The 24568-nt window shown below is 63.5% G+C and carries 26 protein-coding genes and 2 pseudogenes; 14 read left to right on the top strand and 14 right to left on the bottom strand.

Annotated elements, in window-relative coordinates:
• The first annotated feature begins 1 nt into the window (after position 1).
• Both serS and cysG read left to right on the top strand, forming a co-directional pair.
• Positions 2–1282 carry a serine--tRNA ligase gene (gene serS / locus GV818_RS14390; RefSeq protein WP_161757467.1) on the top strand — a complete coding sequence of 427 codons (1281 nt, stop codon included), beginning with the start codon at positions 2–4 and terminating at the stop codon, positions 1280–1282.
• Positions 1283–2677 carry a siroheme synthase CysG gene (cysG, locus tag GV818_RS14385; RefSeq protein ID WP_161757468.1) on the top strand — a complete coding sequence of 465 codons (1395 nt, stop codon included), beginning with the start codon at positions 1283–1285 and terminating at the stop codon, positions 2675–2677.
• Positions 2678–2743: 66 nt separating this feature from the next.
• On the opposite strand, the gene GV818_RS14380 is transcribed toward cysG, so the two are convergent.
• The 6 genes from GV818_RS14380 to tusD all read right to left on the bottom strand — a co-directional run bounded on the left by GV818_RS14380 (position 2744) and on the right by tusD (position 6216).
• Positions 2744–3745, bottom strand: coding sequence for a glutathione S-transferase family protein (locus GV818_RS14380; RefSeq protein ID WP_161776863.1), 1002 nt, complete (start codon positions 3743–3745; stop codon positions 2744–2746).
• 88 nt (positions 3746–3833) lie between these two features.
• Positions 3834–4835: a glycosyl transferase family protein gene (locus tag GV818_RS14375; protein ID WP_161776862.1), complete on the bottom strand. Its 1002-nt coding sequence runs from the start codon at positions 4833–4835 to the stop codon at positions 3834–3836.
• Positions 4832–5167 (bottom strand): TusE/DsrC/DsvC family sulfur relay protein, encoded by a 336-nt coding sequence (locus GV818_RS14370; protein WP_161757471.1) that lies wholly within the window; start codon positions 5165–5167, stop codon positions 4832–4834. The genes GV818_RS14375 and GV818_RS14370 overlap by 4 nt, the downstream gene beginning before the upstream one ends.
• Positions 5164–5460: a sulfurtransferase complex subunit TusB gene (gene tusB / locus GV818_RS14365; RefSeq protein WP_161776861.1), complete on the bottom strand. Its 297-nt coding sequence runs from the start codon at positions 5458–5460 to the stop codon at positions 5164–5166. Before tusB ends, GV818_RS14370 begins: the two co-directional genes overlap by 4 nt.
• Complete coding sequence (gene tusC, locus GV818_RS14360; RefSeq protein ID WP_161757473.1) at positions 5460–5822, bottom strand: sulfurtransferase complex subunit TusC; 363 nt, start codon at positions 5820–5822, stop codon at positions 5460–5462. Before tusC ends, tusB begins: the two co-directional genes overlap by 1 nt.
• A 1-nt stretch (position 5823) precedes the next feature.
• Positions 5824–6216, bottom strand: a complete 393-nt coding sequence (gene tusD, locus GV818_RS14355) for a sulfurtransferase complex subunit TusD (protein ID WP_161757474.1) — start codon at positions 6214–6216, stop codon at positions 5824–5826.
• Positions 6217–6398: 182 nt separating this feature from the next.
• Here tusD and GV818_RS14350 point away from each other — a divergent pair, with 182 nt between their 5' ends.
• Positions 6399–7148 (top strand): SDR family oxidoreductase, encoded by a 750-nt coding sequence (locus tag GV818_RS14350; protein WP_161776860.1) that lies wholly within the window; start codon positions 6399–6401, stop codon positions 7146–7148.
• A gap of 11 nt (positions 7149–7159) precedes the next feature.
• On the opposite strand, the gene GV818_RS14345 is transcribed toward GV818_RS14350, so the two are convergent.
• From GV818_RS14345 to GV818_RS14330, 4 genes are all read right to left on the bottom strand, one after another.
• A complete protein-coding gene (locus tag GV818_RS14345) occupies positions 7160–7864 on the bottom strand; it encodes a YoaK family protein (RefSeq protein WP_161757476.1) in 705 nt (234 codons plus the stop codon).
• A 56-nt stretch (positions 7865–7920) separates the two neighbouring features.
• Entirely contained in the window at positions 7921–8256 is a 336-nt protein-coding gene (locus GV818_RS14340; RefSeq protein WP_161757477.1) for a DUF6388 family protein, read from the bottom strand.
• A 68-nt stretch (positions 8257–8324) separates the two neighbouring features.
• The gene (locus GV818_RS14335) at positions 8325–8762 is read right to left on the bottom strand and encodes an RDD family protein (RefSeq protein WP_161757478.1); all 438 of its coding nucleotides are present in this window, start codon (positions 8760–8762) and stop codon (positions 8325–8327) included.
• Between the two features lie 137 nt (positions 8763–8899).
• On the bottom strand, positions 8900–9808 hold the full coding sequence (locus GV818_RS14330; RefSeq protein WP_161757479.1) for a LysR family transcriptional regulator: 909 nt from the start codon (positions 9806–9808) through the stop codon (positions 8900–8902).
• 125 nt (positions 9809–9933) lie between these two features.
• Here GV818_RS14330 and GV818_RS14325 point away from each other — a divergent pair, with 125 nt between their 5' ends.
• The 10 genes from GV818_RS14325 (at position 9934) to GV818_RS14280 (ending at position 20918) form a co-directional block, all read left to right on the top strand.
• Complete coding sequence (locus GV818_RS14325) at positions 9934–11082, top strand: muconate cycloisomerase family protein (protein WP_178124922.1); 1149 nt, start codon at positions 9934–9936, stop codon at positions 11080–11082.
• Positions 11083–11092: 10 nt separating this feature from the next.
• Positions 11093–11383 (top strand): muconolactone Delta-isomerase, encoded by a 291-nt coding sequence (gene catC, locus GV818_RS14320; RefSeq protein WP_011062149.1) that lies wholly within the window; start codon positions 11093–11095, stop codon positions 11381–11383.
• Between the two features lie 52 nt (positions 11384–11435).
• A complete protein-coding gene (gene catA, locus GV818_RS14315) occupies positions 11436–12365 on the top strand; it encodes a catechol 1,2-dioxygenase (protein WP_161757481.1) in 930 nt (309 codons plus the stop codon).
• Between the two features lie 153 nt (positions 12366–12518).
• Positions 12519–13475, top strand: a complete 957-nt coding sequence (locus GV818_RS14310) for an AraC family transcriptional regulator (protein ID WP_161776859.1) — start codon at positions 12519–12521, stop codon at positions 13473–13475.
• Between the two features lie 751 nt (positions 13476–14226).
• A complete protein-coding gene (benA, locus tag GV818_RS14305; protein ID WP_161776858.1) occupies positions 14227–15591 on the top strand; it encodes a benzoate 1,2-dioxygenase large subunit in 1365 nt (454 codons plus the stop codon).
• Positions 15588–16076 (top strand): benzoate 1,2-dioxygenase small subunit, encoded by a 489-nt coding sequence (benB, locus tag GV818_RS14300; RefSeq protein WP_161757484.1) that lies wholly within the window; start codon positions 15588–15590, stop codon positions 16074–16076. Before benA ends, benB begins: the two co-directional genes overlap by 4 nt.
• A gap of 10 nt (positions 16077–16086) precedes the next feature.
• Positions 16087–17100: a benzoate 1,2-dioxygenase electron transfer component BenC gene (gene benC / locus GV818_RS14295; RefSeq protein WP_161776857.1), complete on the top strand. Its 1014-nt coding sequence runs from the start codon at positions 16087–16089 to the stop codon at positions 17098–17100.
• Between the two features lie 251 nt (positions 17101–17351).
• On the top strand, positions 17352–18125 hold the full coding sequence (locus GV818_RS14290; protein WP_161776856.1) for a 1,6-dihydroxycyclohexa-2,4-diene-1-carboxylate dehydrogenase: 774 nt from the start codon (positions 17352–17354) through the stop codon (positions 18123–18125).
• Positions 18126–18323: 198 nt separating this feature from the next.
• Positions 18324–19649 carry an MFS transporter gene (locus GV818_RS14285; RefSeq protein WP_161776855.1) on the top strand — a complete coding sequence of 442 codons (1326 nt, stop codon included), beginning with the start codon at positions 18324–18326 and terminating at the stop codon, positions 19647–19649.
• A 63-nt stretch (positions 19650–19712) separates the two neighbouring features.
• Entirely contained in the window at positions 19713–20918 is a 1206-nt protein-coding gene (locus tag GV818_RS14280; protein ID WP_161757488.1) for a benzoate/H(+) symporter BenE family transporter, read from the top strand.
• 222 nt (positions 20919–21140) lie between these two features.
• On the opposite strand, the gene GV818_RS34475 is transcribed toward GV818_RS14280, so the two are convergent.
• The 4 genes and pseudogenes from GV818_RS34475 to GV818_RS14260 form a co-directional block, all read right to left on the bottom strand.
• Positions 21141–21413 (bottom strand): hypothetical protein, encoded by a 273-nt coding sequence (locus tag GV818_RS34475; RefSeq protein WP_256667532.1) that lies wholly within the window; start codon positions 21411–21413, stop codon positions 21141–21143.
• A 419-nt stretch (positions 21414–21832) separates the two neighbouring features.
• Positions 21833–22864 (bottom strand): hypothetical protein, encoded by a 1032-nt coding sequence (locus GV818_RS14270; protein ID WP_161776854.1) that lies wholly within the window; start codon positions 22862–22864, stop codon positions 21833–21835.
• A gap of 94 nt (positions 22865–22958) precedes the next feature.
• Positions 22959–23501 (bottom strand): hypothetical protein, encoded by a 543-nt coding sequence (locus GV818_RS14265; protein ID WP_161776853.1) that lies wholly within the window; start codon positions 23499–23501, stop codon positions 22959–22961.
• A 195-nt stretch (positions 23502–23696) separates the two neighbouring features.
• Positions 23697–23921: pseudogene (locus GV818_RS14260) on the bottom strand (ATP-binding protein); the annotation flags it as partial.
• Between GV818_RS14260 and GV818_RS14255 the strand changes: the two are divergent.
• A pseudogene (locus GV818_RS14255) lies at positions 23904–24443 on the top strand (LTA synthase family protein); the annotation flags it as partial. The pseudogenes GV818_RS14260 and GV818_RS14255 overlap by 18 nt on opposite strands.
• Between the last annotated feature and the right edge of the window lie 125 nt (positions 24444–24568).

Genomic DNA, 24568 nt, shown 5'->3' with positions numbered 1-24568 from the left:
CATGCTCGATTCCAAACTGTTACGTAGCAACCTCCAGGACGTAGCGGATCGTCTGGCATCCCGCGGCTTTGCCCTGGATGTGGCACGCATCGAAGCGCTGGAAGAACAGCGCAAGACCGTGCAGACCCGCACCGAACAACTGCAGGCTGAACGTAACGCGCGCTCCAAATCCATTGGCCAGGCCAAGCAACGTGGCGAAGACATTGCCCCGTTGATGGCTGATGTCGAGCGCATGGGGAACGAGCTGACCTCCGGCAAGGCCGAACTGGAAACCATTCAGAGCGAGCTGGATTCGATCCTGTTGAGCATTCCCAACCTGCCTCATGAGTCGGTGCCGGTGGGCGAAGACGAAGATGGCAACGTCGAAGTGCGCCGCTGGGGCACGCCGACCACCTTTGATTTTCCGATCAAGGATCACGTGGCCCTGGGCGAAACCCATGGCTGGCTGGACTTTGAAACCGCCGCCAAGCTGTCCGGTGCGCGCTTCGCTCTGCTGCGTGGCCCGATTGCCCGTCTGCACCGCGCCCTGGCGCAGTTCATGATCAACCTGCACACCGGCGAGCATGGCTACGAAGAAGCCTACACCCCGTACCTGGTGCAGGCGCCGGCGCTGATGGGCACCAGCCAACTGCCGAAATTCGAGGAAGACCTGTTCAAGATCACCCGCGAAGGCGAGGCCGATCTGTACCTGATCCCGACTGCCGAAGTGTCGCTGACCAACATCGTTGCCGGTGAGATCCTCGATCCGAAGCAACTGCCGCTGAAGCTGGTTGCCCACACCCCGTGCTTCCGCAGTGAGGCCGGTGCCTCGGGCCGCGACACCCGCGGGATGATCCGCCAGCACCAGTTCGACAAGGTCGAGATGGTCCAGGTGGTCGAACCTTCGACGTCCATGGACGCCCTGGAAGGCCTGACCGGCAACGCCGAGAGAGTCCTGCAACTGCTGCAACTGCCGTACCGCGTGCTGGCCCTGTGCACCGGCGACATGGGTTTCAGTGCGGTGAAGACCTACGACCTGGAAGTCTGGGTGCCGAGCCAGGACAAGTATCGCGAGATATCTTCGTGCTCCAACTGCGGTGATTTCCAGGCCCGGCGTATGCAGGCGCGTTTCCGTAACCCGGAGACCGGCAAGCCTGAGCTGGTGCACACCCTCAACGGTTCTGGCCTGGCCGTAGGCCGGACCCTGGTGGCGGTGCTGGAAAACTACCAGCAGGCCGACGGTTCGATCCGTGTGCCGGACGTGCTGAAACCGTACATGGCTGGCCTTGAGGTCATCGGCTAAATGGAATATCTGCCGCTGTTTCACAAGCTTCGCGGCAGTCGTGTGTTGGTGGTCGGTGGAGGGGAAATTGCCTTGCGCAAATCCCGTCTGCTGGCCGATGCCGGTGCGCAGCTGCGGGTAGTCGCACCTGAAATAGAAGCGCAATTGCAGGAGCTGATCGTCGCCAGCGGCGGTGAGTCGCTGCTGCGCGGGTATGCCGAAGGCGATCTCGACGGCTGCACCCTGATCATCGCTGCTACCGACGATGAAGCCCTCAACGCCCAGGTTTCGGCCGATGCCCACCGGCGTTGCGTGCCGGTCAATGTGGTGGACGCGCCGGCCCTGTGCAGCGTGATCTTCCCGGCGATTGTCGACCGTTCACCCCTGGTGATTGCGGTTTCCAGTGGCGGTGATGCACCGGTGCTGGCGCGTTTGATCCGGGCCAAGCTGGAAACCTGGATTCCTTCCACCTATGGGCAGTTGGCTGGTTTGGCTGCGCGCTTTCGCGCTCAGGTGAAACAGCTGTTTCCGAACGTGCAGCAGCGTCGGGCTTTCTGGGAAGACGTATTCCAGGGACCGATCGCTGATCGCCAGTTGGCCGGGCAGGGCGCAGAAGCCGAGCGCCTGCTGCAAGCCAAGATCGACGGGCAGGCCGTCCAGGCGACGGGCGAGGTGTATCTGGTGGGTGCTGGGCCGGGTGATCCGGACCTGCTGACCTTCCGTGCCCTGCGCCTGATGCAGCAGGCCGATGTGGTGCTCTACGACCGTCTGGTAGCACCGGCCATTCTTGAGCTGTGCCGCCGCGATGCCGAGCGCATTTATGTCGGCAAGCGCCGCGCCGATCACGCCGTGCCCCAGGACCAGATCAACCAGCAACTGGTGGACTTGGCCAAGCAAGGCAAGCGGGTAGTGCGGCTCAAGGGCGGTGATCCGTTCATCTTCGGTCGCGGCGGTGAAGAGATCGAGGAGCTGGCGGCCCACGGCATTGCCTTCCAGGTAGTGCCGGGGATTACCGCGGCCAGTGGGTGCTCGGCTTATGCCGGGATTCCGCTGACCCATCGCGACTATGCGCAATCCGTGCGTTTTGTCACCGGCCATCTCAAGGACGGCAGCACCAACCTGCCTTGGAACGACCTAGTGGGCCCGGCCCAGACCTTGGTGTTCTACATGGGCCTGGTGGGCTTGCCGGTCATCTGCGAGCAGTTGATCAAGCACGGTCGCGGCGCCGACACTCCGGCGGCGTTGATCCAGCAGGGCACTACCAGCAACCAGCGAGTGTTTACCGGCACCCTGGCGAACTTGCCGCAACTGGTGGCGGAGCATGAAGTGCATGCGCCGACTCTGGTGATCGTCGGTGAAGTGGTGCAACTGCGCGAGAAGCTGGCCTGGTTCGACGGCGCCCAGTCCGAGGTCTGAAAGCTTCGCCGGCAAGCCGGCTCCTACATGATCTGCGTAGGAGCCGGCTTGCCGGCGAAAGCGTCCTCAATCCCTGCACCAAACCCCTAGTCCACTCAACCGTTGCCGATCATGGCTGCGGCCGAAATCCTGCTGCGGCCCCTTGGGCACAATCCCCGTCGGATTGATGGTGGTGTGGCTGGCGTAGTAGTGCCCCTTGATGTGGGTGAAATCCACGGTCTCGGCAATCCCCGGCCACTGGTACAGCTCCCGCAGCCAGTTCGACAGGTTCGGGTAGTCGGCGATCCGCCGCAGGTTGCATTTGAAGTGGCTGTAGTACACCGCATCGAAGCGAATCAGTGTGGTGAACAGGCGTACATCGGCTTCGGTCAGGTACTCGCCAGCCAGGTAGCGCTGCTGGCTCAGGTGTTGCTCCAGGTAGTCCAGCTCGGCGAAGACATCATCGAACGCTGACTCGTAGGCTTGCTGCGAAGTGGCGAACCCGGCGCGGTACACGCCGTTGTTCACTGCTGGGTAGATGCGTTGGTTGTGGGCCTCGATCTCGCTGCGCAGTGGCTGCGGATAGAAATCCAGGGTATTGCCGGTCAAGCCGTCGAAGGCGCTGTTGAACATGCGGATGATCTCCGCCGACTCATTGCTGACGATGCGTTTCTGCTGTTTGTCCCAGAGTACCGGCACGGTGACGCGGCCAGTGTAGTCGGCGGTGTCTGCGGTATAGCGCTGGTGCATGAAGTCCAACTGATCCAGCAGGTCGCCGCTGGAGCCGTGTTCCTTGTCGAAGGTCCAGCCGTTCTCGCGCATCAGCCAACTGACCACCGAGACCTCTATCAGGTTTTCCAGGCCCTTGAGCTTGCGCATGATCAAGGTGCGATGGGCCCAGGGGCAGGCCAGGGACACGTACAGGTGGTAGCGCCCGGCTTCAGCGACAAAGCCGCCTTCGCCCGTAGGGCCGGGACGGCCATCGGCCGTCACCCAATGGCGTCGTTGCGCCTGTTCGCGCTGGAAGGCGCCGTCCTTGCTGCTTTCGTACCACTGGTCATGCCAGCGTCCTTCGATCAACAGGCCCATACAATGCTCCTCGGCTAATGTGCGTTGGAGTGCAGTCTATTGCCTTGACTTCGAACAAAAAGCGCAAAAACTGCGCGGTCAAGATCTATTAAATCGATCGATCCCGGGCATCCCAATAGTGCTGCGCCTGCTTGAAGGCCTGTTCCCGAGGCATGCCCAGCCCGCGCAAGGCCAAAGCCATGGTCGCCAGCAGGGCCAGTTGCGGGTAGCTGTCTTCGACCTCGCCGCGCCACAGCGCCTTGAGGTGTTCGGGGTCGAGGCTTGCCGGTTTGACGTGACGTTGTGCCGACAGCATCGGCCATTCCTCATCCCAACTGACGCCACCGGTGCTGCCATACAGGTGGCTGTCGGCGTCGGGGTTGATCTCGATCTCGCCGCCATCGCCCTTGATCACAATCACGTTGTCTCCCAGCAGGCCGCTGGCATCGCGGTGCACCGCCTGGTAGCCGGGGTGGAAGATGCTCTGCAAACCGCAACGGGCGCCGAGGGGATTAAGGATGCGTGCCAGGGAATGGATTGGCGAGCGCAGCCCGAGGATATTGCGCAGGTCGATCATCCGTTGCATTTGTGGGGCCCAGTCGCCCAGGGGCATAAAGGCCAGGTTGCCCTGATCCAACGCCTCACCCACTGCTTGCCAGGTGCGGCACAGGGGAATGCCCAGCGGCTGCAGCAACTGCTCGGTGTACATGCGCCCGGCGGTGTGTGCACCACCGCCGTGGAGCAGGATGCGCACGCCGTTCTGTGCCAGGCACTTGGCCGCCAGCAGGTACCAGGGCAGGTGGCGCTTCTTGCCGGCGTAGGTCGGCCAGTCCAGGTCGAGGGGGATCGCCGGGGCATTCAAGCGCGCGCGCAGGGCCTCGGTGAAACCGGCGAGTTCTTCCGGGCTCTCTTCCTTGTGTCGCAGAAGCATAAGGAAGGCGCCGAGCTGGGTGTCTTCGACCTGCTCATCAAGGAGCATGCCCATGGCCTCCCGGGCTTCCTCGCGGGTCAGGTTGCGCGCGCCGCGCTTGCCTTTGCCAAGGATCCGCACGAACTGGGCGAAGGGATGCTCGGCCGGGGTTTCGGTGAGCAGCGGGGAAAATTCAGTCATAGACAATTGGTCGGCCTCGGCAGGCCCGCCAGCTTGGCGGCAAGTTTGGCGGGGGTGCCTTTGAACAGGCGGTTCAGGTGCAGGCTGTTGCCCTTGTCCGGGCCCAGCTTCAGTGCGCTGTACTTGATCAGCGGGCGGGTCGCAGGGGACAGTTGGAACTCCTGGTAGAAACCGCGCAGCAGTTCGAGGATCTCCCAGTGTTCTGCACTGAGTTCCAGCTCTTCCGCCGCAGCCAGGGCTTCGGCGACTTCGGCGGACCAGTCCTGCAGATTGACCAGGTAACCGTCCTTGTCCAGCTCGATGGCACGGGTGCCGACAGTCAGGGTGTTCATAGCCAGGTATTGACCTTGTCATGCTGGATCGACAGGTCGACAAAGCCCGGATAGTCCACGGCCCTGGCCCAGCCTGGCAATACCAGGCCGCGGGCCTGGAGGTCTTCCTCCAGTACGTAGAGGTTCAAGCCGCTGCGAGCGCTCAACTCGCTGTAGGCGGCGCTGCCAGGTTGCAGGGCGTAGGCCGCGTCGCCGCACAGCAGCAGGGCATCGGCAGTGCCGAGCAGGCGCAGGCAACTGCCCAGGCGCGTGTCGGTGAAGGGGGAATGGGACAACACATGCAAGGTCGACATCAGAGGGTGATCACCTGGTCGTAACGGTCAATGATCCCGGCCAGCTCCGGAGTGCTCAGCAGCTGCACCTCGTCGAGGTTCAGGGCGGCCGGGTCGAGGCCGCGCAGGTCCAGGCTGGCCTGGCAGGCGAACAGTTCCTCGACGCCGAACAGCGACAGCGCCTGCAGGTTGGCGCCGAGGTCCTTGAGCTGCAGGGCTGCGGGCTTCTGCCCGGGGGCCAGTTGCAGCACGCCGTCATCGAGGAACAGCACGCCGATGGGCAGGTCGAAAGCGCCGCCGGCAAGCACGATGTCCAGTGCCTCGCGGGCACCGGGGCCGGACCAGGGCGCCTGGCGGCTGATCAACAACAGTGACTTGGCCATCTCACGACCCTCCAAAACAGATCAAGCGGTCGGCGGCCTGTACCGCGTCGTGCAACTGGCCGAGCCCGGACAATTCCCAGGGGGCCTCGACATTCACCGCCCCACGCTGATAACGCTTGGCTTCATCGCCGTTCAACACGCCGCGACGCAGGGCTGCAGCGATGCACACCACGCCGTCGAGCTGGTGCTGGCTGACGAACTCGCGCCATTGCCGGGGCAGGTCCTGTTCGTCCTGGGGCGTGACGACGCTGTTCGAGGCGTTGTGCACGCCGTCCTGGTAAAAGAACAGCCGGACAATTTCATGCCCGCCGGCCAGCGCCGCCTGGGCGAACAGCAGGGCGCGGCGCGAGGAGGGCGCATGGGCGGCAGAGAACAGGGCGATGGCGAACTTCATGACGGACTCTTCGGGTAAACCTGGGCGCCATGATAAAGCTTTAGCGCCGCCGCGGCTAAACCCCTTTGCGTACAGGCTGTTGCCGGGCTGCCGGGACATATCGGGTAACGCTTGTCCAGACCGTTCTCCAACATCGGGGGATAGACTCACGCCCTCAATCTATCTCGGACAAGGAGCAAGGGATGTTGGATCTGAAATCAGCGGTAGTCGTGGTCACCGGTGCCGGTCGCGGCCTGGGAGCGGCGCTGGCCATCAGCCTGGCGGACTTGGGCTGCAAGCTGATCCTCTGTGGACGCAATGCCGCGGCCCTGGCGGATGTCGGCGCGCAAATCCTGGCACGCACCGGCAACTCGGCCGAGCAAGTGGTGGTGGACCTGGCCAACATGGACAGCGTCAAGGCCGCGCTGGCCGAGATCCACGTACGCCAGCCCCAGGTCGATGTCCTGATCAACAACGGCGCCATGTGGCTGGAGGCCAGCGAACAGCCCCACAGCTCCAGTGAGGTGCTGGGGGTAATCGATGCCGCGCTGAGCGGCACCTACCTGCTGACCCAGGGCCTGCTGCCCGCGCTCAAGGCGTCGAAGCGCCCGGACATCGTCACCATCGGCTCCATCAGCGGTTTGCCCAATGCACCGCTGCACAGCGTGTCGTTGCCGTTCTACGCGGCCAAGCACGGGCAACTGGCCCTGGCTGACGGTCTGCGCCAGGTGCTCAAGGGCACGCCGGTGCGCTCCCTGTGCGTGCACCCGCCGTACCTGGAAGACATCTCGCCGCTGGATGAACAATGGCAACAGGTGCCCGAGCGCCAGAAAGGTCAGAAGGGTACTAACCGCGATGTAGTGGAAGCGGTGGTCTTCGCCCTGACCCGGCCACGGCATATCAGCCTGTCGTCGATCGTCATCGACACCGACGACGGCGGCTTGTTCAGTTGATGGCGCTGGGCTCAACGACCGCTGTACTGGCGCTGCCAGCGCCTTGGAATACGCAGTGACACCAGCCCCAGCAAGGCCGAAATCACCGCGCTGACATACAGCGCCTGCAAGCCCAGGCGCTGTTCCAGCAAGGCTCCCAGTACCGCGCCGGCGAACATGCCGGCCCAGGGCACCAGTTGCACCCGCCAGCCGTTACGCCGCTCGCCGAGCAACCAGCGTCCGAAGCCGCGGCCGAAGCGCGACAGCGCGCCGGTAACGTAGGTCAGGCCAATCGGCAGTCCGTTCACTTCCTCCACCGCAGCATTGAGCATGCCCATGGCGATGATTGCCGCCAGTATTGCCGGCAACTGGCTGTCGGTGGACCCACTGGCCGCGATGCACAGCAACGCGGCGATACACAGCAGCAGGGGCAGGGCGCGGTGCCCACCCAGGCGGCTGACCATCACCCCCAGCGCGTTACCGGCGACAAAGGTCGCCACCAGCAGGCTCAGGCGCAGGATCAAGCCCAGGTCGCCGTCGCTGATGGCCACCGCCAGGCGCGTGGTGTTGCCGCTCATGAAGGAGACGAAATCCCCCGTGGCCATGAAGCCGATGGCGTCGGTCATGCCGGCCAGTACCGAGAGGCAGGCCACGAGGGCGAGGCCGATCCGGCCGCGCCATTTTTGCGCGTGTTGCAGGGCCGGATCATTAGCCGGGCGGGCGGTGGAAGGCAGCATCGTCGAATTCTCCTGGTCAGGGACTGCGGGGGACGTGTGCAGGTCAATGCACGAGATCAGGCTTCAGGGTCGAGGCCGTGCAGCGTGCAGTACTCCAGCCATGGCAGGCCGGCCATTTCCGCCACCTCCTTATGTACCGCCTGGCGTCGGACCTGATACTCCTCGGCGCTGGTCGCGGTCATTTGCAGGCTCAGCTCCCAGGCGAACAGACCCTGGCGTTCGGCCTCTGCTTCGAATGCCTCGTGCAGGCGCTCTTCACGATACTGCTCCGGGGTTTCGCCACGGGCCCGGGCTTCGAGGGGATTGAGGTGGTCGAGTTGCTGGGCCAGTTCGGGCCGTTGTTCGAGGAATTTACGCAGGGCCAGTTCATGGGGTTGATCGTTGCTTGCCATTGAGACTCCTGGAAAGTGCGCCCGTGTTCAGGCGCGATGCTGGATGCGGTACAGGTGATGCCAAACGCTCAAGGCTGGACGGGCAGAGGTGTCGATAAACCACGCAACTGCGCCAGGTCCTTGCGCGGGATGACATAGGTGCGCGCCAGCATATCGCCTACGCGTTGGCAGCGGCGCGAATTGGCGCAGACCAGCAAGGTGATAAGGCTGATGGCCGCCTCGATCTGGCGGGTCGCCGAACGGATCAGCACCTGCAACAGTGACGGCGCCTGGCCGACGCCATTGATCACCTGCAGGCCGCACAGGGTTTTGCCCAGCGTGCGGCCGCGCAACAGGTATTCGCTGAGGAGGAAGTACAGGTTCCAGATCGCCATCATGGCCAGGTCCGTATGGTAGAAGCCGCCTACAGCCAGGCTCAAGACCAGCCACAGCAGCACCGTCAGCGCGCTGTCCAGCAGGTAGGCCAGAATGCGCCGGGTGATCAGGCCGGTTCTCGATACTTCCATGTACTGCTCCACAAATTACGTCATGTATTGAGCCGCGTATTGTACGGTCTAAAGGCCCGGTGGCAGCGGCAAGTTTCAATTTACCAGCGACCAGCCACGACTTGGCCGCGTTTCGATGGCGGCCGGAGGTTGTGCTTTCAGATGCTGGCAGAATCTTCGCGGCCGATCTCGCTGCGCAGCTGGGCGATCAGGTGCAAGCAGTGGGTGAGGCCCGGTGACGGCTCGCCGACCCGGCGGCTGAGGATGATCGGTGACGTGGCCTTGGGCTCCAGCAGGGGGCTGAAGCCAATGTCGTCGCGGTGCAACACCTGCACCGAGGCAGGCACCAGGGTGATGCCCAGGCCTGCGCCCACCAGGCCGATGGCGGTCTGCAGTTCATTGGTCCACTGCGCCACCTTCAATTGCAGGCCATGGCCGGCGAACAGCGCGATCACATGGTCGGCATAGCTCGGGCGCGGGTTGGCGGGATAGAGCACGAACGGCTCGGCGGCCAGTTGTTCAAGGCTCACCGGTTGCCCCAGCAACGGATGCCCGGCGGGCAGGGCGGCCACCAGCCGGTCCTCGGTCAGCACCTTTTGCACGATGGCCGGGTCGTCGATATGGATGCGTCCGAAGCCGATGTCGATGCGTCCCGCCTTCAGTGCTTCCACCTGCTGCAAGGTGGTCATCTCCGACAGCCCCAGTTCCAGCTCCAGGGTCTCGCTGCTGCGCAGGCGGCGGATCAGTTGCGGCAGCACCCCGTATAGGGTCGACGGAGCAAAGCCGATGCCCAGCCAGGTCTTGTGCCCGAGGCCAATGCGCCGGGTGTTGTCGCAGACCTTGCCCAACTGCTCCAGCACCCGGTTGGAGTGCTCATAGAAAAACCGTCCGGCGGCGGTCAGGCGCAGCGGCCGGGCACGTTCCAGCAGCAACACCCCCAACTCGTCTTCCAGTTGCTGGATCTGCCGGCTCAGGGGGGGCTGGGCGATGTGCAGGCGCTCGGCGGCACGGGTGAAATTCAGGGTTTCTCCCAGCACCTGGAAGTAACGCAGGTGACGCAGCTCCATGGGACCTCCGTGGACGATAGTTGAATACCTATTAGGTATCGAGTCAGACCAATTCTATATTGGCCCCCCGGAAAAAGCCGGGACAGAATCGATCGCAGAACTTCAAGAACCTGACGGGTATGGAAATGCACGCTTCTGCCATTGAATCGATCGAGACGATCATCGTCGATCTGCCGACCATCCGCCCCCACAAACTGGCCATGCACACCATGCAGAACCAGACCCTGGTGCTGATTCGCCTGCGCTGCGCCGACGGCATCGAAGGCCTGGGGGAGTCCACCACCATCGGTGGCCTGGCCTATGGCAATGAAAGCCCGGACAGCATCAAGACCAATATCGATCGCTTCTTCGCGCCGCTGCTGGTCGGCCAGGATGCCAGCAACATCAACGCCGCCATGCTGCGTCTGGAGCAGAGCATCCGCGGCAATACCTTCGCCAAGTCCGGGATCGAAAGCGCCTTGCTCGACGCCCAGGGCAAGCGCCTCGGGCTGCCGGTCAGCGAACTGCTGGGCGGCCGCGTGCGCGATGCCTTGCCGGTGGCCTGGACCCTGGCCAGCGGCGACACCGCCAAGGACATCGCCGAGGCAGAACAGATGCTCGACCTGCGCCGCCACCGCATCTTCAAGCTGAAGATCGGCGCCGGTGAAGTGGACCGCGACCTGGCCCACGTGATTGCGATCAAGAAGGCCCTGGGTGACCGCGCCAGCGTGCGGGTCGACGTCAACCAGGCCTGGGACGAATCGGTGGCGCTGCGTGCTTGCCGGATTCTCGGCGGTAATGGCATCGACCTGATCGAGCAACCGATCTCGCGCAACAACCGCGCCGGCATGGTGCGCCTCAACGCCATCAGCCCGGCACCTATCATGGCTGACGAATCCATTGAGTGCGTGGAAGACGCCTTCAACCTGGCCCGGGAAGGTGCGGCTTCGGTGTTCGCCCTGAAGATCGCCAAGAACGGCGGCCCTCGCGCCACCCTGCGCACCGCGGCGATTGCCGAAGCGGCGGGCATCGGCCTGTACGGTGGCACCATGCTCGAAGGCGGCATCGGCACCCTGGCTTCGGCCCACGCTTTCCTGACCCTGAACAAACTCAGCTGGGACACCGAACTGTTCGGCCCATTGCTGCTGACCGAGGACATCCTCGCCGAGCCGCCGGTATACCGGGATTTCCACCTGCATGTCTCAAGGGCGCCGGGCCTCGGCCTGAGCCTGGACGAAGAGCGCCTGGCGTTCTTCCGTCGCGACAAAACCACCCCCGTGCTGCATCACACCTGAGGAGGGCACCATGCTATTCCACGTCAAGATGACCGTGAACCTGCCGGTCGACATGAACCCCGAGCGCGCTGCGCAACTCAAGGCCGACGAGAAAGCCCTGGCCCAGCGCCTGCAGGCCGAGGGCAAGTGGCGTCACCTGTGGCGCATTGCCGGGCTGTACGCCAACTACAGCGTGTTCGACGTCGACAGCGTGCAGGAACTGCACGACACCCTGATGCAATTACCGCTGTATCCGTACATGGCTATCGAAGTTGACGCCATGTGCAGGCATCCTTCCTCGATTCATGAGGATGACCGCTGAGTCCGTTGCCAGAGCGTTAGCCACTCTAATAAATACAAGATGAGGATCGATCATGAACGTGCGTATTTCCCACACTGCCAGCGCCCAGCAGTTTCTCGAAGAAGCCAGCGGCCAGTTCACTGAAGGCGGCAACCCACGGGCCAAGGCCATCATCTACCGGATCCTGCGGGACTCGGTGAACATCATCGAAGACCTGGAAGTGACCCCGGAGGAGTTCTGGAAGGCGGTCAACTACCTCAACGTCCTCGGTGCCCGCCAGGAAGCCGGATTGCTGGCTGCCGGCCTGGGCCTGGAGCACTACCTGGACCTGCTGATGGACGCCGCCGATGAGCAGGTGGGCAAGACCGGCGGCACCCCGCGCACCATCGAAGGCCCGCTGTACGTGGCCGGCGCGCCGCTGTCCCAAAGCGAAGCGCGCCTCGACGATGGCATCGACCCGGGCGTGGTGTTGTTCATGCAGGGCCAGGTCACCAACACCGCAGGCCAGCCCCTGGCCGGGGCCATCGTCGACGTCTGGCACGCCAACACCGGCGGCACCTATTCCTACTTCGACGGCACCCAGTCGGAGTTCAACCTGCGCCGGCGCATTGTCACCGACGCCGATGGCCGCTACCGTTTCCGTAGCATCGTGCCGTCCGGCTACGGCTGCCCACCGGACGGTCCTACTCAACAACTGCTGAATCAACTGGGTCGTCACGGCCAGCGTCCGGCGCACATCCACTTCTTCATTTCGGCGGACGACCATCGCCACCTGACCACCCAGATCAACCTGGATGGCGATGAGTACCTGCACGACGACTTTGCCTACGCCACCCGCGATGAACTGATCGCCAAGATCACCTTCAGCGAAGACCAGGCCCGGGCCAAGGCTCTGGGCGTCAGCGGACGCTTCGCCGAGATCGAGTTCGATTTCACCCTGCAATCTTCGGCGCAACCCGATGAGCAGCAACGCCACGAGCGGGTGCGCGCCCTGGAGGCCTGACCACATCGTGCTGCACCGAGCCACGGGCTCCCTTCGGGGCTCGTGGCTTTTGCCGTTGTGTGCGAGTTGTTTGTGCCTTGCGTGATCTGCCTGCATTAGCGGCACTGGTGCCGTGAAATGCGCCCCTATAAGAACAATCAGAGTGACCCGGTTATGCAAATGCATCTGTTGACTGAGCGCAGTAGCGTGTTTGTCCAAGCCGATCCTTATGCCGTGTCCGGCTACGTCAACCAGCACGTGGGCAGCCACTGCATCCGCCTGCCGCGGGCCGGCCATCCCCAGGCCAGCCTCAACCACCGCTCCCTGGCCAGCCTCGACCTGTGCAGCATCAGCTACGGCGGTAGCGTGCGCGTCACCTCGCCGGCGCTGGAAAGCATCTACCACCTGCAAGTGCTGCTGCGCGGGCACTGCCTGTGGCGCGGCCCGGGCGAGGAGCACTACTTCGCGCCCGGCGAACTGCTGCTGATCAACCCCGACGATCCGGTGGACCTGACCTATTCCGATGACTGCGAAAAATTCATCATCAAGATCCCCACCCGCCTGCTGGAAGCAGCATGCGAGGAACAGCGCTGGCAGTACCCGGGGCAGGGCGTGCGCTTTCTCCAGCAGCGTTACCAGTTGCAGAACCTGGAAGGCTTTATCCAGTTGCTGAGCCTGCTGTGCGGCGAAGCCGAAGCCCGGGAAAGCATGCCCAAGGTCCAGGAGCACTACGCGCAGATCCTGGTCAGCAAGTTGCTGGGGCTGATGCAGACCAACGTCCAGCGCGGTGCCTTGGGTGCTTCGGCGGCGACCTTCGAACGCATTGCCGACTACATCGAGCGCAATCTCAAGCAGGACATCGGCTGCGCAGAGCTGGCGCAACAGGCGCGCATGAGCCTGCGCTCGCTGTACGGCCTGTTCGAGCGCAACGCCGGCACCACGCCGAAAAACTACATCCGCCAGAAGAAACTGCAACGGGTCCACGCTTGCCTCAACGACCCCGAGAGCCCGGTGCGCAACGTCACCGAACTGGCCCTGGATTTCGGCTTCCTGCACCTGGGTCGCTTCGCCCAGAGCTACCGCCAGCAATTCGGCGAACTGCCCTCCGACACCCTCAAGCGTCGCCACTGATCCCAGGCATCGGCCTCTTGTAGGAGCTGGCTTGCCAGCGAATGCGTGCGTGAGGGCGATGCAAGGCCTGAGGGCCTCTTCGCCGGCAAGCCGGCTCCTACACACGACCATTTCAGATCCGGCCCGTAGGAGCTGGCTTGCCAGCGAAGGCGCGCGTGAGGGCGATGCAAGGCTTGAGGGCCTCTTCGCCGGCAAGCCGGCTCCTACACACGACCATTTCAGATCCGGCCCGTAGGAGCTGGCTTGCCAGCGAAGGCGCGCGTGAGAGCGATGCAAGGCTTGAGGGCCTCTTCGCCGGCAAGCCGGCTCCTACACACGACCATTTCAGATCCGGCCCGTAGGAGCTGGCTTGCCAGCGAAGGCGTGCGTGAGGGCGATGCAAGGCCTGAGGGCCTCTTCGCCGGCAAGCCGGCTCCTACACACGACTATTTCAGATCCGACCCGTAGGAACTGGTTTGCCAGCGAAGGCGCGCGTGGGGGCGATGCAAGGCCTGAGGGCCTCTTCGCCGGCAAGCCGGCTCCTACACACAACCATTTCAGATCCGGCCCGTAGGAGCTGGCTTGCCAGCGAAGGCGTGCGTGAGGGCGATGCAAGGCTTGAGGGCCTCTTCGCCGGCAAGCCGGCTCCTACACAGTTCGCCGTCGGGGCCTTTGCAGAAAACGGATACAGGTCTGCACGCAACGGCTATTGCCCGCTCAACCCCCGCCCTAGCATGGAGCTGCCTGAACAAAAACAATGGAGGCGGTGGCCATGACCCTGCGACCCGAATACCTGCACTCCCTGCTTGAAGAAGACCGCGACCAGGGCGTCTACCGCTGCAAGCGCGAGATGTTCACCGACCCCCGGCTGTTCGATCTGGAGATGCAGCACATCTTCGAGGGCAACTGGCTGTACCTGGCCCACGAAAGCCAGATCCCCAACCCCAACGACTACTACAGCACCACCATGGGCCGCCAGTCGGTGTTCATTGCCCGCAACAAGAACGGCGAGCTCAACGCCTTTATCAACGCCTGCAGCCATCGCGGGGCCATGCTCTGCCGGCACAAGACCGGCAACAAGCCGTCCTTCACCTGCCCGTTTCACGGCTGGACCTTCAACAACTCCGGCAAGCTGCTCAAGGTCAAGGACCCGGCCGCCGCCGGCTACCCGGCCAGCTTCAACTGCGAAGGCTCCCACGACCTGACCCGCGTGGCGCGTTTCGAGTCCTACCGCGGCTTCCTGTTCGCCAGCCTCAACCCCGACGTGCTGCCCCTGGCCGAGCACCTGGGGGAGTCGGCGAAGATCATCGACATGATCGTCGATCAGTCCGCCGACGGCCTGGAAGTGCTGCGCGGTTCCTCCAGCTACATCTACGAAGGCAACTGGAAACTCACCGCCGAAAATGGCGCCGATGGCTACCACGTCAGCTCGGTGCACTGGAACTACGCCGCGACCCAGAACCAGCGCAAGCAGCGCGAGGCCGGGGAAGACATCCGCACCATGAGCGCCGGCAGCTGGGCCAAGCAGGGCGGTGGTTTCTACTCCTTCGACAAGGGCCACATGCTGCTCTGGACCCGCTGGTCCAACCCCGAGGACCGGCCGCTGTACGAGCGCCGCGACGAATTGGCCCAGGACTTCGGCCAGGCCCGTGCCGACTGGATGATCGAGAACTCGCGCAACCTGTGCCTGTACCCCAACGTCTACCTGATGGACCAGTTCAGCTCGCAGATCCGCATCGCCCGGCCGATTTCCGTGGATCGCACCGAAATCACCATCTACTGCATCGCCCCCAAGGGCGAGAGTGACGCAGCCCGCGCCCAGCGCATCCGCCAGTACGAAGACTTCTTCAACGTCAGCGGCATGGCCACCCCGGATGACCTGGAGGAGTTCCGCTCCTGCCAGATGGGCTACCAGGGCAGCACCACGGCGTGGAACGACATGTCTCGCGGTGCCGAGCACTGGGTCGAGGGCGCTGATGAGGCGGCCAGGGAGATCGACTTGCATCCGCTCCTCAGCGGCGTGCGCACCGAGGACGAAGGGCTGTTCGTGATGCAGCACAAGTACTGGCAGCAGACCATGCTCGCGGCGCTGGAGCTTGAAGCCTCACGCCGGATTGACGTGGAGGCTGTGCAATGAATATTTCCTACGACGCCGTACGGGATTTCCTCTATCGCGAAGCACGCTACCTGGACGACAAGGACTGGGACAGCTGGCTGGAGCTCTACGCCCCGGACGCCACCTTCTGGATGCCTTCCTGGGACGACAGCGACCAGTTGACCGAAGACCCGCAGCGGGAAATCTCGCTGATCTGGTACGGCAACCGCAGCGGCCTGGAAGACCGGGTGTTCCGGATCAAGACCGAGCGCTCCAGCGCCAGCATTCCCGACACCCGCACCTCGCACAACCTGAGCAATATCGAGTTGCTGGAACACGGCGACGGCTGCTGCAAGCTGCGCTTCAACTGGCACACCCTGAGCTTTCGCTACAAGACCGTGGACAGCTACTTCGGCAGCAGTTTCTACACCCTGGACATGCGGGGGGAAAACCCGCTGATCCAGGCCAAGAAAGTCATCCTGAAGAACGACTACGTTCGCCAGGTCGTCGATATCTACCACCTCTGAGGCGACTGCCATGAGCCATCAAATCGCACTCAATTTCGAAGACGGCGTGACCCGTTTCGTCAGCGCCAATGCCGGTGAAACCGTGGCCGACGCCGCCTACCGCCAGGGCATCAACATCCCCCTGGACTGCCGCGACGGCGCCTGCGGCACCTGCAAGTGCTTCGCCGAAGCCGGGCGTTACGAGCTGGGGGAGGACTACATCGAAGACGCCCTGAGCGCCGACGAAGCCGAGCAGGGTTTTGTCCTCACCTGCCAGATGCGCGCCTTGAGCGACTGCGTGGTGCGGGTGCCGGCTTCTTCTGCGGTATGCCGCGCCGGGCAGGCCAGCTTCGACGCGCAGATCAGCCGCCTGCAGCAACTCTCCGACAGCACCATTGCCTTGTCGATCAAGGGCGAGGCCCTGAGCCGGCTGGCGTTCCTGCCGGGGCAGTACGTCAACCTCGGGGTGCCCGGTAGCGGGCAGACCCGGGCCTATTCCTTCAGCTCCCTGCAGCGCGATGGCGAGGTCAGCTTCCTGATCCGCAACGTGCCTGGCGGGCTGATGAGCAGCTTCCTCACCGGGCGGGCCTTGGCCGGCGACAGCATGACCCTGGCCGGCCCCTTGGGCAGCTTCTACCTGCGGGACATCCGCCGGCCCTTGCTGTTACTGGCTGGCGGTACCGGGCTGGCGCCGTTCACCGCCATGCTGGAGAAAATTGCCGAGCAGGGCAGTGAACACCCGCTGCATTTGATCTACGGCGTGACCAACGATTTCGACCTGGTGGAGCTGGATCGCCTGGAAGACTTTGCTGCGCGCATCCCCCACTTCAGTTTCAGCGCCTGCGTGGCCAGCCCCGAGAGCCAGTACCCGCGCAAGGGCTACGTGACCCAGCACATCGAGCCGGCGCACTTGAACCAGGGTGATGTCGATGTCTACCTGTGCGGCCCGCCGCCGATGGTCGAAGCGGTGAGCCAGTTCATCCGCGAACAAGGCATCGCCCCGGCGAATTTCTACTACGAAAAGTTTGCCGCCAGCGCCGCCTGAAGAGCGCCTCGCGCTGTAGGAGCTGGCTTGCCAGCGAAGGCGTCTCCAAGAGCGCTGCAAGGCTCAAGGGCCCCTTCGCCGGCAAGCCGGCTCCTACAGAACCCCGTACGGCAAGGCATAGCGTTGTAGGAGCTGGCTTGCCAGCGAAGGCGTCTCCAAGAGCGCTGCAAGGCTCAAGGGCCACTTCACCGGCAAGCCGGCTCCTACGTTGAGCAGCGTCCTTGCCATCCTTTTGCACTCACGAGGTCTGCATGAACCGTTTCCACAATCAAGTCGCCCTGGTTACCGGCGCCGCCCAAGGCATCGGCCGTCGCGTTGCCGAACGCCTGGCCGAAGAGGGCGCCCGGGTGGTGCTGGTGGACCGCTCGGAACTGGTCTTCGAACTGGCCGCCGAACTCAGCCCGCAGTACCCGGTGCTGGCCCTCACTGCCGACCTGGAGCAGTACCCCGAATGCAGCCGGATCATGGCGGCGGCCATCGCCCACTTCGGCCGCCTCGACATCCTCATCAACAACGTCGGCGGCACCATCTGGGCCAAGCCTTTCGAGCACTACGAGGCCGAGCAGATCGAGGCCGAAGTGCGCCGCTCGCTGTTCCCGACCCTGTGGTGCTGTCACGCTGCCTTGCCCTACATGCTGGAGCAGGGCAGCGGCGCTATCGTCAATGTCTCGTCCATCGCCACTCGCAGCCTCAACCGCGTGCCCTATGGCGCGGCCAAGGGTGGGGTCAATGCACTTACCGCCTGCCTGGCGTTCGAAACCGCCGGGCGTGGAGTGCGGGTCAACGCCACCGCTCCCGGCGGCACCGAAGCGCCGCCGCGGCGCATCCCGCGCAACAGCGCGGAGCAGAGTGCGGAGGAAAAAGTCTGGTACCAGCAGATCGTCGACCAGACCCTCGACAGCAGCCTGATGAAACGCTATGGCAGCGTCGATGAACAGGCCGCAGCGATTCTGTTCCTGGCTTCCGATGAGGCTTCCTACATCACTGGGATGGTGATGCCGGTGGGCGGAGGAGATCAGGGCTGAGGGTTGGTTGAGTAACCGCCATGGGCACAGGCTCAGTCAGGCCAACAGCAGAGCGAGCCGGCAGATCGAATCCGTGCGCGGCCCGGCTGCGTCGCGCTGACTGGCAGGGCAATCCCTGGGTCATGCCCCTGGAGTAGGTTCTACCGGCACACCGTGCATATGCGATTTCTAAAACAACAACAATAAGAGTCAGATGCCATGCGCAATATAGATTGCAACACCTTGATCGATGAGGCCCGCTTCAACCCTTTCCACTGGCGCGTGCTGTTCTGGTGTGCGCTGATCATCATCTTCGACGGCTACGACCTGGTGATCTACGGCGTGGTGCTGCCGGTGCTGATGCGCGAGTGGGGACTGACCCCGCTGCAGGCCGGGGCCCTGGGCAGCTACGCACTATTCGGCATGATGCTCGGCGCGCTGTTTTTTGGTTCGCTGTCGGACCGTATCGGACGCAAGAAAGTCATCGCCGTCTGCGTGATCCTGTTCAGCGGCTTCACCGTGCTCAACGGCTTTGCCCGCAACCCCACGGAGTTCGGTCTGTGCCGCTTTATCGCCGGCCTGGGCATCGGCGGAGTGATGCCCAATGTGGTAGCGCTGATGAGCGAGTACGCGCCGAAGAAGATCCGCAGCACCCTGGTGGCGATCATGTTCAGCGGCTACTCGGTGGGCGGCATGCTCTCGGCCGGGCTGGGCATTGTGCTGCTGCCGAACTTCGGCTGGCAGTCGGTGTTTTATGTGGCGGCGATTCCCTTGCTGCTGTTGCCGCTGATCCTCAAGTACCTGCCGGAATCGGTGGGTTTCATGCTGCGCCAGGGGCGTGAGCAGGAAGCCCGCGAAGTGTTGCAGCGCATCGAGCCGGGTTTTGTCCCGCAGGCGGGTGATCGCTTTGTCCAGGCCTTGCCCCAGGCCGCCGGTGCGCCGGTGCTGCAATTGTTTCGCCAAGGCCGGGCGCTGAGCACGCTGATGCTCTGGGTCGCGTTTTTTTGCTGCCTGCTGATGGTCTATGCCTTGAACTCCTGGCTGCCCAAGCTGATGACCAGCGCCGGTTATGGCCTGGGTTCGAGCCTGACGTTCCTGCTGGTACTGAACTTCGGGGCGATTTTCGGCGCCGTGGGCGGCGGCTGGATCGGCGACCGCCTGGCGCTGCACAAGGTCCTGGTGGGGTTCTTCCTGATCGCGGCACTGTCCATCAGCCTGCTGGGCTTCAAGAGCCCGATCCTGGTGCTGTACCTGTTGATTGCGGTCGCGGGCGCCAGCACTATCGGCACGCAGATCCTCGCCTATGCCTGTGTCGCCCAGTTCTATCCGATGGCCATGCGCTCCACCGGCTTGGGCTGGGCTTCGGGCGTGGGCCGCAGCGGCGCGATTGTCGGGCCGCTCCTCGGCGGGGCACTGGTGGGTATCGAGTTGCCGTTGCACTACAACTTCATGGCCTTCGCCGTTCCCGGCGCCGTGGCGGCCCTGGCCATGTGCTTCGTTTACTCACGCGATTCCAAGGTGCTGCCACTGGCTGCCAGCGCCTAGCGATTGAATGGACGCAGCGCCGGCGCTCATGCCGGTGCTCACTTATCAGCTTTCGGAGCGAGCATGCACAGCCTGTTCAAGGACTTTTCCCTGTCCGCCGTGGTGGCCGGTTTTATAGCCACCTTGATCTCCTACGCCGGCCCCCTGGTGATCGTGTTCCAGGCCGCCAAGGCGGCGGGCCTGCCCCAGGAGGTGCTGTCGTCCTGGGTCTGGGCCATCTCCATCGGCAGCGGGGTACTGGGCATCGTCCTCAGCCTGCGCTTCAAGGTGCCGGTGGTGATTGCCTGGTCGGCGCCGGGTTCGGCGCTGCTGGTGGGGCTGCTGCCGGGCATCGGCCTGAACGAGGCGGTGGGCGCCTACCTGGTGGCCAGCGCGATCATTGTGCTGGTGGGCCTGTGCGGCATCTTTGACAAACTCATCGGCAGACTGCCAGCGGCGATTTCCGCGGCAATGCTGGCGGGTATCCTGTTCAGCTTCGGCACCCAATTGTTCCGCTCGATCCAGGACAAGCCGCTGCTGGTGGGAGCAATGTTCGCCACCTACCTGCTGTTCAAGCGCCTGTGGCCACGCTACGCGGTCCTGGCGGTGCTGCTGGTGGGCTGCGTGCTGTCCCTGGGCAGCGGCGAGATCGACCGCTCGGCCCTGGTCATCGGCCTGGCCGCGCCCCACTGGATCACTCCGGCCTTCAGTTGGCACGCAGTGTTCAACGTCGCCTTGCCGCTGGTAGTGGTGGCCTTGACCGGGCAATTCGTGCCGGGCATCGCCGTACTGCGCAATGACGGCTACTCGACGCCAGCCAGCCCGATCCTCGCCAGCAGCGGCCTGGCCAGCCTGTTGCTGGCCCCGTTCGGCTGCCACGGCCTGAACCTCGCGGCGATCACCGCAGCCATCTGCACCGGCCGCGAGTCCCATCAAGACCCGGACAAACGTTATGTCGCCGGAGTCATGGGCGGGGTGTTCTACCTGCTGCTGGGGATCTTCGGCGCGACCCTGGTCTCGCTGTTCAGCGCCTTTCCCCGAGAGCTGATCGCGGCCCTGGCGGGGCTGGCGCTGTTTGCCGCGATTGGTGGTTCACTGACCCATGCCATGGCCGTGCCGGCTGATCGCGAAGCCGCGCTGATCACCTTCCTGGTTAGCGCCTCGGGTATGTCTTTGTTTGGCTTGTCGGCGGCGTTCTGGGGGCTGATCTTTGGTCTTGCGGCCCACGCGGTGCTCAGTTGGCGCCGAGCGCCAGTCAGGGTTGGCGAAGTCGCTCAGGGCCGGAACTGATCCACCAATCGCAGCTACTGGCTGGCGAGTTGATTAAGCGGGTTGCTGACCTGGGCCGACTCGTCGGCCTGGGCGCTCAAGGTTTCGGCGACCCGGCGGCTCGCCGTGACATCGCGGTTGACCTCTTCGGCCACCACGCTTTTCAGGTGTGCAGGGGAATGGCATAGGGGGCAGGGTGATCGGCGGAGCATCGGCCAATGGCCGCGATGATTTGGCCATCAGCTAAGCGACGATCTCTGCTGTGCTCATATCCACGTGCAGCATGTCTGGATCGCCAAACCACTCCTCGGGCCAGAAGATCAGGTCCGAGGCATTGGCATCCGCGAAGTTGGTCTCCAGCAGCCCCAGGGCGTAGCCCACATCCGATTCTGTGCCCTCGCACTTGCAGATGAATTCTGTCAGCGCACAGGCTGCTTCGAAGCTTAGATCGTCGACGTACTTTTCCTGGTGAAACGCCGTGCGGATAAAGTTCTGCGCATCGGTGTGGCTGTGCATAACGCGAAATTCGTGGAACTCAAAAGCGGCGGTTAGCGTGGCTGCTCCACTGCTGGATCAGCGCGCTGATCTCGGGACTTTCTCGTTCCTGGTTGTCCCAGGTCTTGTCCAGAATGTCGCTCAGTAGCGCCTTCATCAACGCGCACTTTTTTGGCGTTGGGCGTAGGGGTTTCATCCGGTCCGGGATGGGCATGTCCTTCTCCCTGATAGTCATTTCTTGTCGATACCGGCTTGCCGACGGAAGCGTCCGTGAGGGGGCTGCCTTTTTACACTTGACGATTATTATCGTTCCTTCCCCTCACCTGGGGCGTCACTGTCGATCCAGCGTTCAATCTGCACGGCGTCTGCAACGATCAGCCCCCTTTCAGTGTGCATCGCGTGAGTGATGCCGGTTTTTTTCAGCGTTGGCCTGGCAGCCGCTAAGGCAACTTCAAACTGGCCAATGCCGCCTTGCCTTGTGGCGACAGCACCGGCGCCAGCTGTTCCCAGGTGAAACTCAGCTCATTGTCGCAACTGTCACCGTAGGCGGGGGTCGAGAGTTGCAGGCCCTGGGTGTTGAAGCTCAGGTCGTAGTTCGAATAGCTGCTGACGGCCGGGCAGTCGGCGTCCTTGGTGGTCTGCTTTTCGAGCCACATGGCGAAGCCGGGGGCCAGTTTCACCTGGCCGGAGTAGGCGTCGTACCACTGCTGGCGGCCGCCCAGCCAGGTCCAGGGATCGACGCTTTCGCCGGTCTTAAGGTTCCAGCTGTGCAGGCCCCAGCTGATGCCATTGCGTCCGGTGCCGGCGGCCCAGCGATAGAACCTGACGGTGATCCACTGTGACGACCAATAGTGGGGCTCGACGGTGATTTCGCTGGTGTAGCCGGAGCCGTTGCGGCCCAGGTATTCGCGGCGCTCGCTGAAAAACTCCTCCTGGCCCTCGGGGCTGATCGCCAAGCGCTCCAGCTGCCGGTTGATGTTCTTCAGCGCCGGGCTGTCACCCTCCAGTCGGAGGCTGACCTGGGCGCCTTGGGTCCTGAGCTGGTAGCGGTGTTCGCCGAAGCTTTTGTTCACCACCTTGAGCGCCAGCGGCGCAGCCTCCATGGGCCCGTTATAGGCATCGCCGCCACAGCCCTCGGTGCTGATGCGGGTCAGTAGCAAGGGTAACGGCGCGCCGCCTGGGACCTTGCTCCAGGCGCCGCTCAGGCGATCGCCCTGGGGTGCGTCGAGCTGCCAGAACCCGGTCTTGCGGTCCTCGGCCCAGGGCTCGCCGGCCTGTGCCTGAGTCAGCTGGATCGGCGTGACAAAACGCTGGTAGTAGTAGCTGCCGTTGCTGTTGGGGGCAGCGTTGAAACAGGCGGTAATCGCCGATTTTCCCAGGGTGCCTTGCCACACCCCGGCGAGGTCGGTGGACGCGGCGCTGGCGTAAGCTGAAATGCCGGCCAGGGCCAGAATGGACAAGGGCTTGAGCATGGGGATCGGACTTCCAGTTGTCTGACGGGCGCGCATCATAGCTGAAACCTCGCGACGGCTGATGCCCCGGCCCTGAACAGCCCGCAGCGCGCGCCTAGCCTTCTTGGGGAAGGGCGTAGGGCAGAGTGATCAGCGGGGCATCGGCCAATGGCCGCGAGGATTTCGCCATCAGGTAAGCGACTATCTCTGGCGAGCTGATTTCCACGTGCAGCATGTCCGGATCGCCAAACCATTCGTTGGGCCAGAAGATCAGATCCGAGGCATTGGCCTCGGGGAAGTTGGTTTCCAGCAGACTCAAGGCGTAGTCCACGTCCGACTCCGTGCCCTCGCACTTGCAGATGAAATCCGTCAGGGCGCAGGCCTCTTCGAAGCTCAAATCCTCCACGTACTTTTGTTGATGAAAAGCCGTACGCAGAAAGTTCGCCGCGCTGGTATGGCTGTGCATCACGAGAAACTCGTGGAACTCGAAAGGCCGTCCGGCGTGGCTGTTCCATTGCTGGATCAGCGCACTGATCTCGGGGTTTTCCCGGCCCTGGTTGTCCCAGATCTGGTCTAGGATTTGCTTGAGCAAGGCCTTCATTAACGCGCGTATCTTTGGCGTCGGTGGCGTTGGTTTCAGCCGTTCCGGCATGGCCATGTGTGTCTCCCTGATGGTCATTTCATGCTGCTGGCGAATCGGGCCGCAAGATCGCCTTCGCCGGCAAGCCGGCTCCTACGGGGATGTAGCGATTGTGATGGCGGGCCCGTGTAGGAGCTGGCTTGCCAGCGAAGAGGCCCGCCAGCCCCCCCTCATTCCCAAACGGCGCACAGAATAGTCCCTGCGCGCCGCCGACTAAAGCGCCGACCCCAGCCGCAACAGCGCGCACAACCCACCCTCAGGCCGATTGCGCAGTTCCAGGCGGCCACCGATCTTGCCAACAATCATCTGCACAATCGCCAGCCCCAGCCCGGCGCCATTGGCGTTGCCCTGGCTGTAGAAACGCTCCAGCAAGCGCTCGCGCTGCTGCTCGTCGATACCGGGCCCGGCATCTTCCACGCACAGCTGCGTCGCGCCATCCCCCAGGACCAACCCTTCTTCGCCTACCTGCAAACCTCCGGCAACCACCGCCCGTTCACCATCCCCAAGGACAACGACGGCTTCCAAACTCAGAACCTGCCCCTGGAACAAGTCCAGGCCGCAGGCTCCCGCAGCCTGGAGCAATACAACGCCGTACGCCTGCTGGACTTCAACATCGGCCGGCTAATGGAGATCGCCAAGGCGGGCGGCTACTACGACAACACGATTTTCGTGTTATTCGGCGACCACAACACCCGCATCAGCCAGATCCCCCATATGGCCCCAGCGTTTGAACAGCTAGGGCTAGAAAGCAACAACGTACCACTGCTGATTCATGCACCGGGGATGTTGCAGCCCAGAGTGATCGACGAAGCCGTCGGCCTCGCCGACCTACTGCCCACCGTGGCCGGCATGGCCGGGATGCCCTTCACCAATGGCGCCATGGGGCGGGACATTCAACAGCCCGCACCGGAGGGGGAGCGGGTGGTGCCGCTGGTATTGAGGGAAGGGACCTTCCCGGTGAATCGCCCCGGGTTTCGTAGACACCTCTTTGCCTTAAACTGAGGCCAATTAGGAGGTGCCATGAGCAACCCGCGTTACCCCGAAGAATTCAAAATCCAAGCAGTCAATCAAGTGACCGAAAAGAG

It is taken from the genome of Pseudomonas sp. Fl4BN1, assembly GCF_009908285.1.
Classification (GTDB): Bacteria; Pseudomonadota; Gammaproteobacteria; order Pseudomonadales; family Pseudomonadaceae; genus Aquipseudomonas.
This window is presented reverse-complemented; position numbering and strand designations above follow the sequence as displayed.

Bases quoted from the DNA above. Each gene is read 5' to 3' on its own strand.
- GV818_RS14310 (WP_161776859.1), top strand. From the start codon at position 12,519: ATGCAAATGCATCTGTTGACTGAGCGCAGTAGCGTGTTTGTCCAAGCC.
- benA (WP_161776858.1), top strand. From the start codon at position 14,227: ATGACCCTGCGACCCGAATACCTGCACTCCCTGCTTGAAGAAGACCGC.
- GV818_RS14270 (WP_161776854.1), bottom strand. From the start codon at position 22,864: ATGCTCAAGCCCTTGTCCATTCTGGCCCTGGCCGGCATTTCAGCTTAC.
- GV818_RS14325 (WP_178124922.1), top strand. From the start codon at position 9,934: ATGCACGCTTCTGCCATTGAATCGATCGAGACGATCATCGTCGATCTG.
- GV818_RS14370 (WP_161757471.1), bottom strand. From the start codon at position 5,167: ATGAACACCCTGACTGTCGGCACCCGTGCCATCGAGCTGGACAAGGAC.
- GV818_RS34475 (WP_256667532.1), bottom strand. From the start codon at position 21,413: ATGCACAGCCACACCGATGCGCAGAACTTTATCCGCACGGCGTTTCAC.
- catA (WP_161757481.1), top strand. From the start codon at position 11,436: ATGAACGTGCGTATTTCCCACACTGCCAGCGCCCAGCAGTTTCTCGAA.
- tusD (WP_161757474.1), bottom strand. From the start codon at position 6,216: ATGAAGTTCGCCATCGCCCTGTTCTCTGCCGCCCATGCGCCCTCCTCG.
- GV818_RS14340 (WP_161757477.1), bottom strand. From the start codon at position 8,256: ATGGCAAGCAACGATCAACCCCATGAACTGGCCCTGCGTAAATTCCTC.
- GV818_RS14290 (WP_161776856.1), top strand. From the start codon at position 17,352: ATGAACCGTTTCCACAATCAAGTCGCCCTGGTTACCGGCGCCGCCCAA.
- GV818_RS14285 (WP_161776855.1), top strand. From the start codon at position 18,324: ATGCGCAATATAGATTGCAACACCTTGATCGATGAGGCCCGCTTCAAC.
- catC (WP_011062149.1), top strand. From the start codon at position 11,093: ATGCTATTCCACGTCAAGATGACCGTGAACCTGCCGGTCGACATGAAC.
- tusC (WP_161757473.1), bottom strand. From the start codon at position 5,822: ATGGCCAAGTCACTGTTGTTGATCAGCCGCCAGGCGCCCTGGTCCGGC.
- serS (WP_161757467.1), top strand. From the start codon at position 2: ATGCTCGATTCCAAACTGTTACGTAGCAACCTCCAGGACGTAGCGGAT.
- GV818_RS14280 (WP_161757488.1), top strand. From the start codon at position 19,713: ATGCACAGCCTGTTCAAGGACTTTTCCCTGTCCGCCGTGGTGGCCGGT.
- tusB (WP_161776861.1), bottom strand. From the start codon at position 5,460: ATGTCGACCTTGCATGTGTTGTCCCATTCCCCCTTCACCGACACGCGC.
- cysG (WP_161757468.1), top strand. From the start codon at position 1,283: ATGGAATATCTGCCGCTGTTTCACAAGCTTCGCGGCAGTCGTGTGTTG.
- GV818_RS14265 (WP_161776853.1), bottom strand. From the start codon at position 23,501: ATGGCCATGCCGGAACGGCTGAAACCAACGCCACCGACGCCAAAGATA.
- GV818_RS14330 (WP_161757479.1), bottom strand. From the start codon at position 9,808: ATGGAGCTGCGTCACCTGCGTTACTTCCAGGTGCTGGGAGAAACCCTG.
- GV818_RS14345 (WP_161757476.1), bottom strand. From the start codon at position 7,864: ATGCTGCCTTCCACCGCCCGCCCGGCTAATGATCCGGCCCTGCAACAC.
- GV818_RS14350 (WP_161776860.1), top strand. From the start codon at position 6,399: ATGTTGGATCTGAAATCAGCGGTAGTCGTGGTCACCGGTGCCGGTCGC.
- GV818_RS14375 (WP_161776862.1), bottom strand. From the start codon at position 4,835: ATGACTGAATTTTCCCCGCTGCTCACCGAAACCCCGGCCGAGCATCCC.
- GV818_RS14335 (WP_161757478.1), bottom strand. From the start codon at position 8,762: ATGGAAGTATCGAGAACCGGCCTGATCACCCGGCGCATTCTGGCCTAC.
- GV818_RS14380 (WP_161776863.1), bottom strand. From the start codon at position 3,745: ATGGGCCTGTTGATCGAAGGACGCTGGCATGACCAGTGGTACGAAAGC.
- benC (WP_161776857.1), top strand. From the start codon at position 16,087: ATGAGCCATCAAATCGCACTCAATTTCGAAGACGGCGTGACCCGTTTC.
- benB (WP_161757484.1), top strand. From the start codon at position 15,588: ATGAATATTTCCTACGACGCCGTACGGGATTTCCTCTATCGCGAAGCA.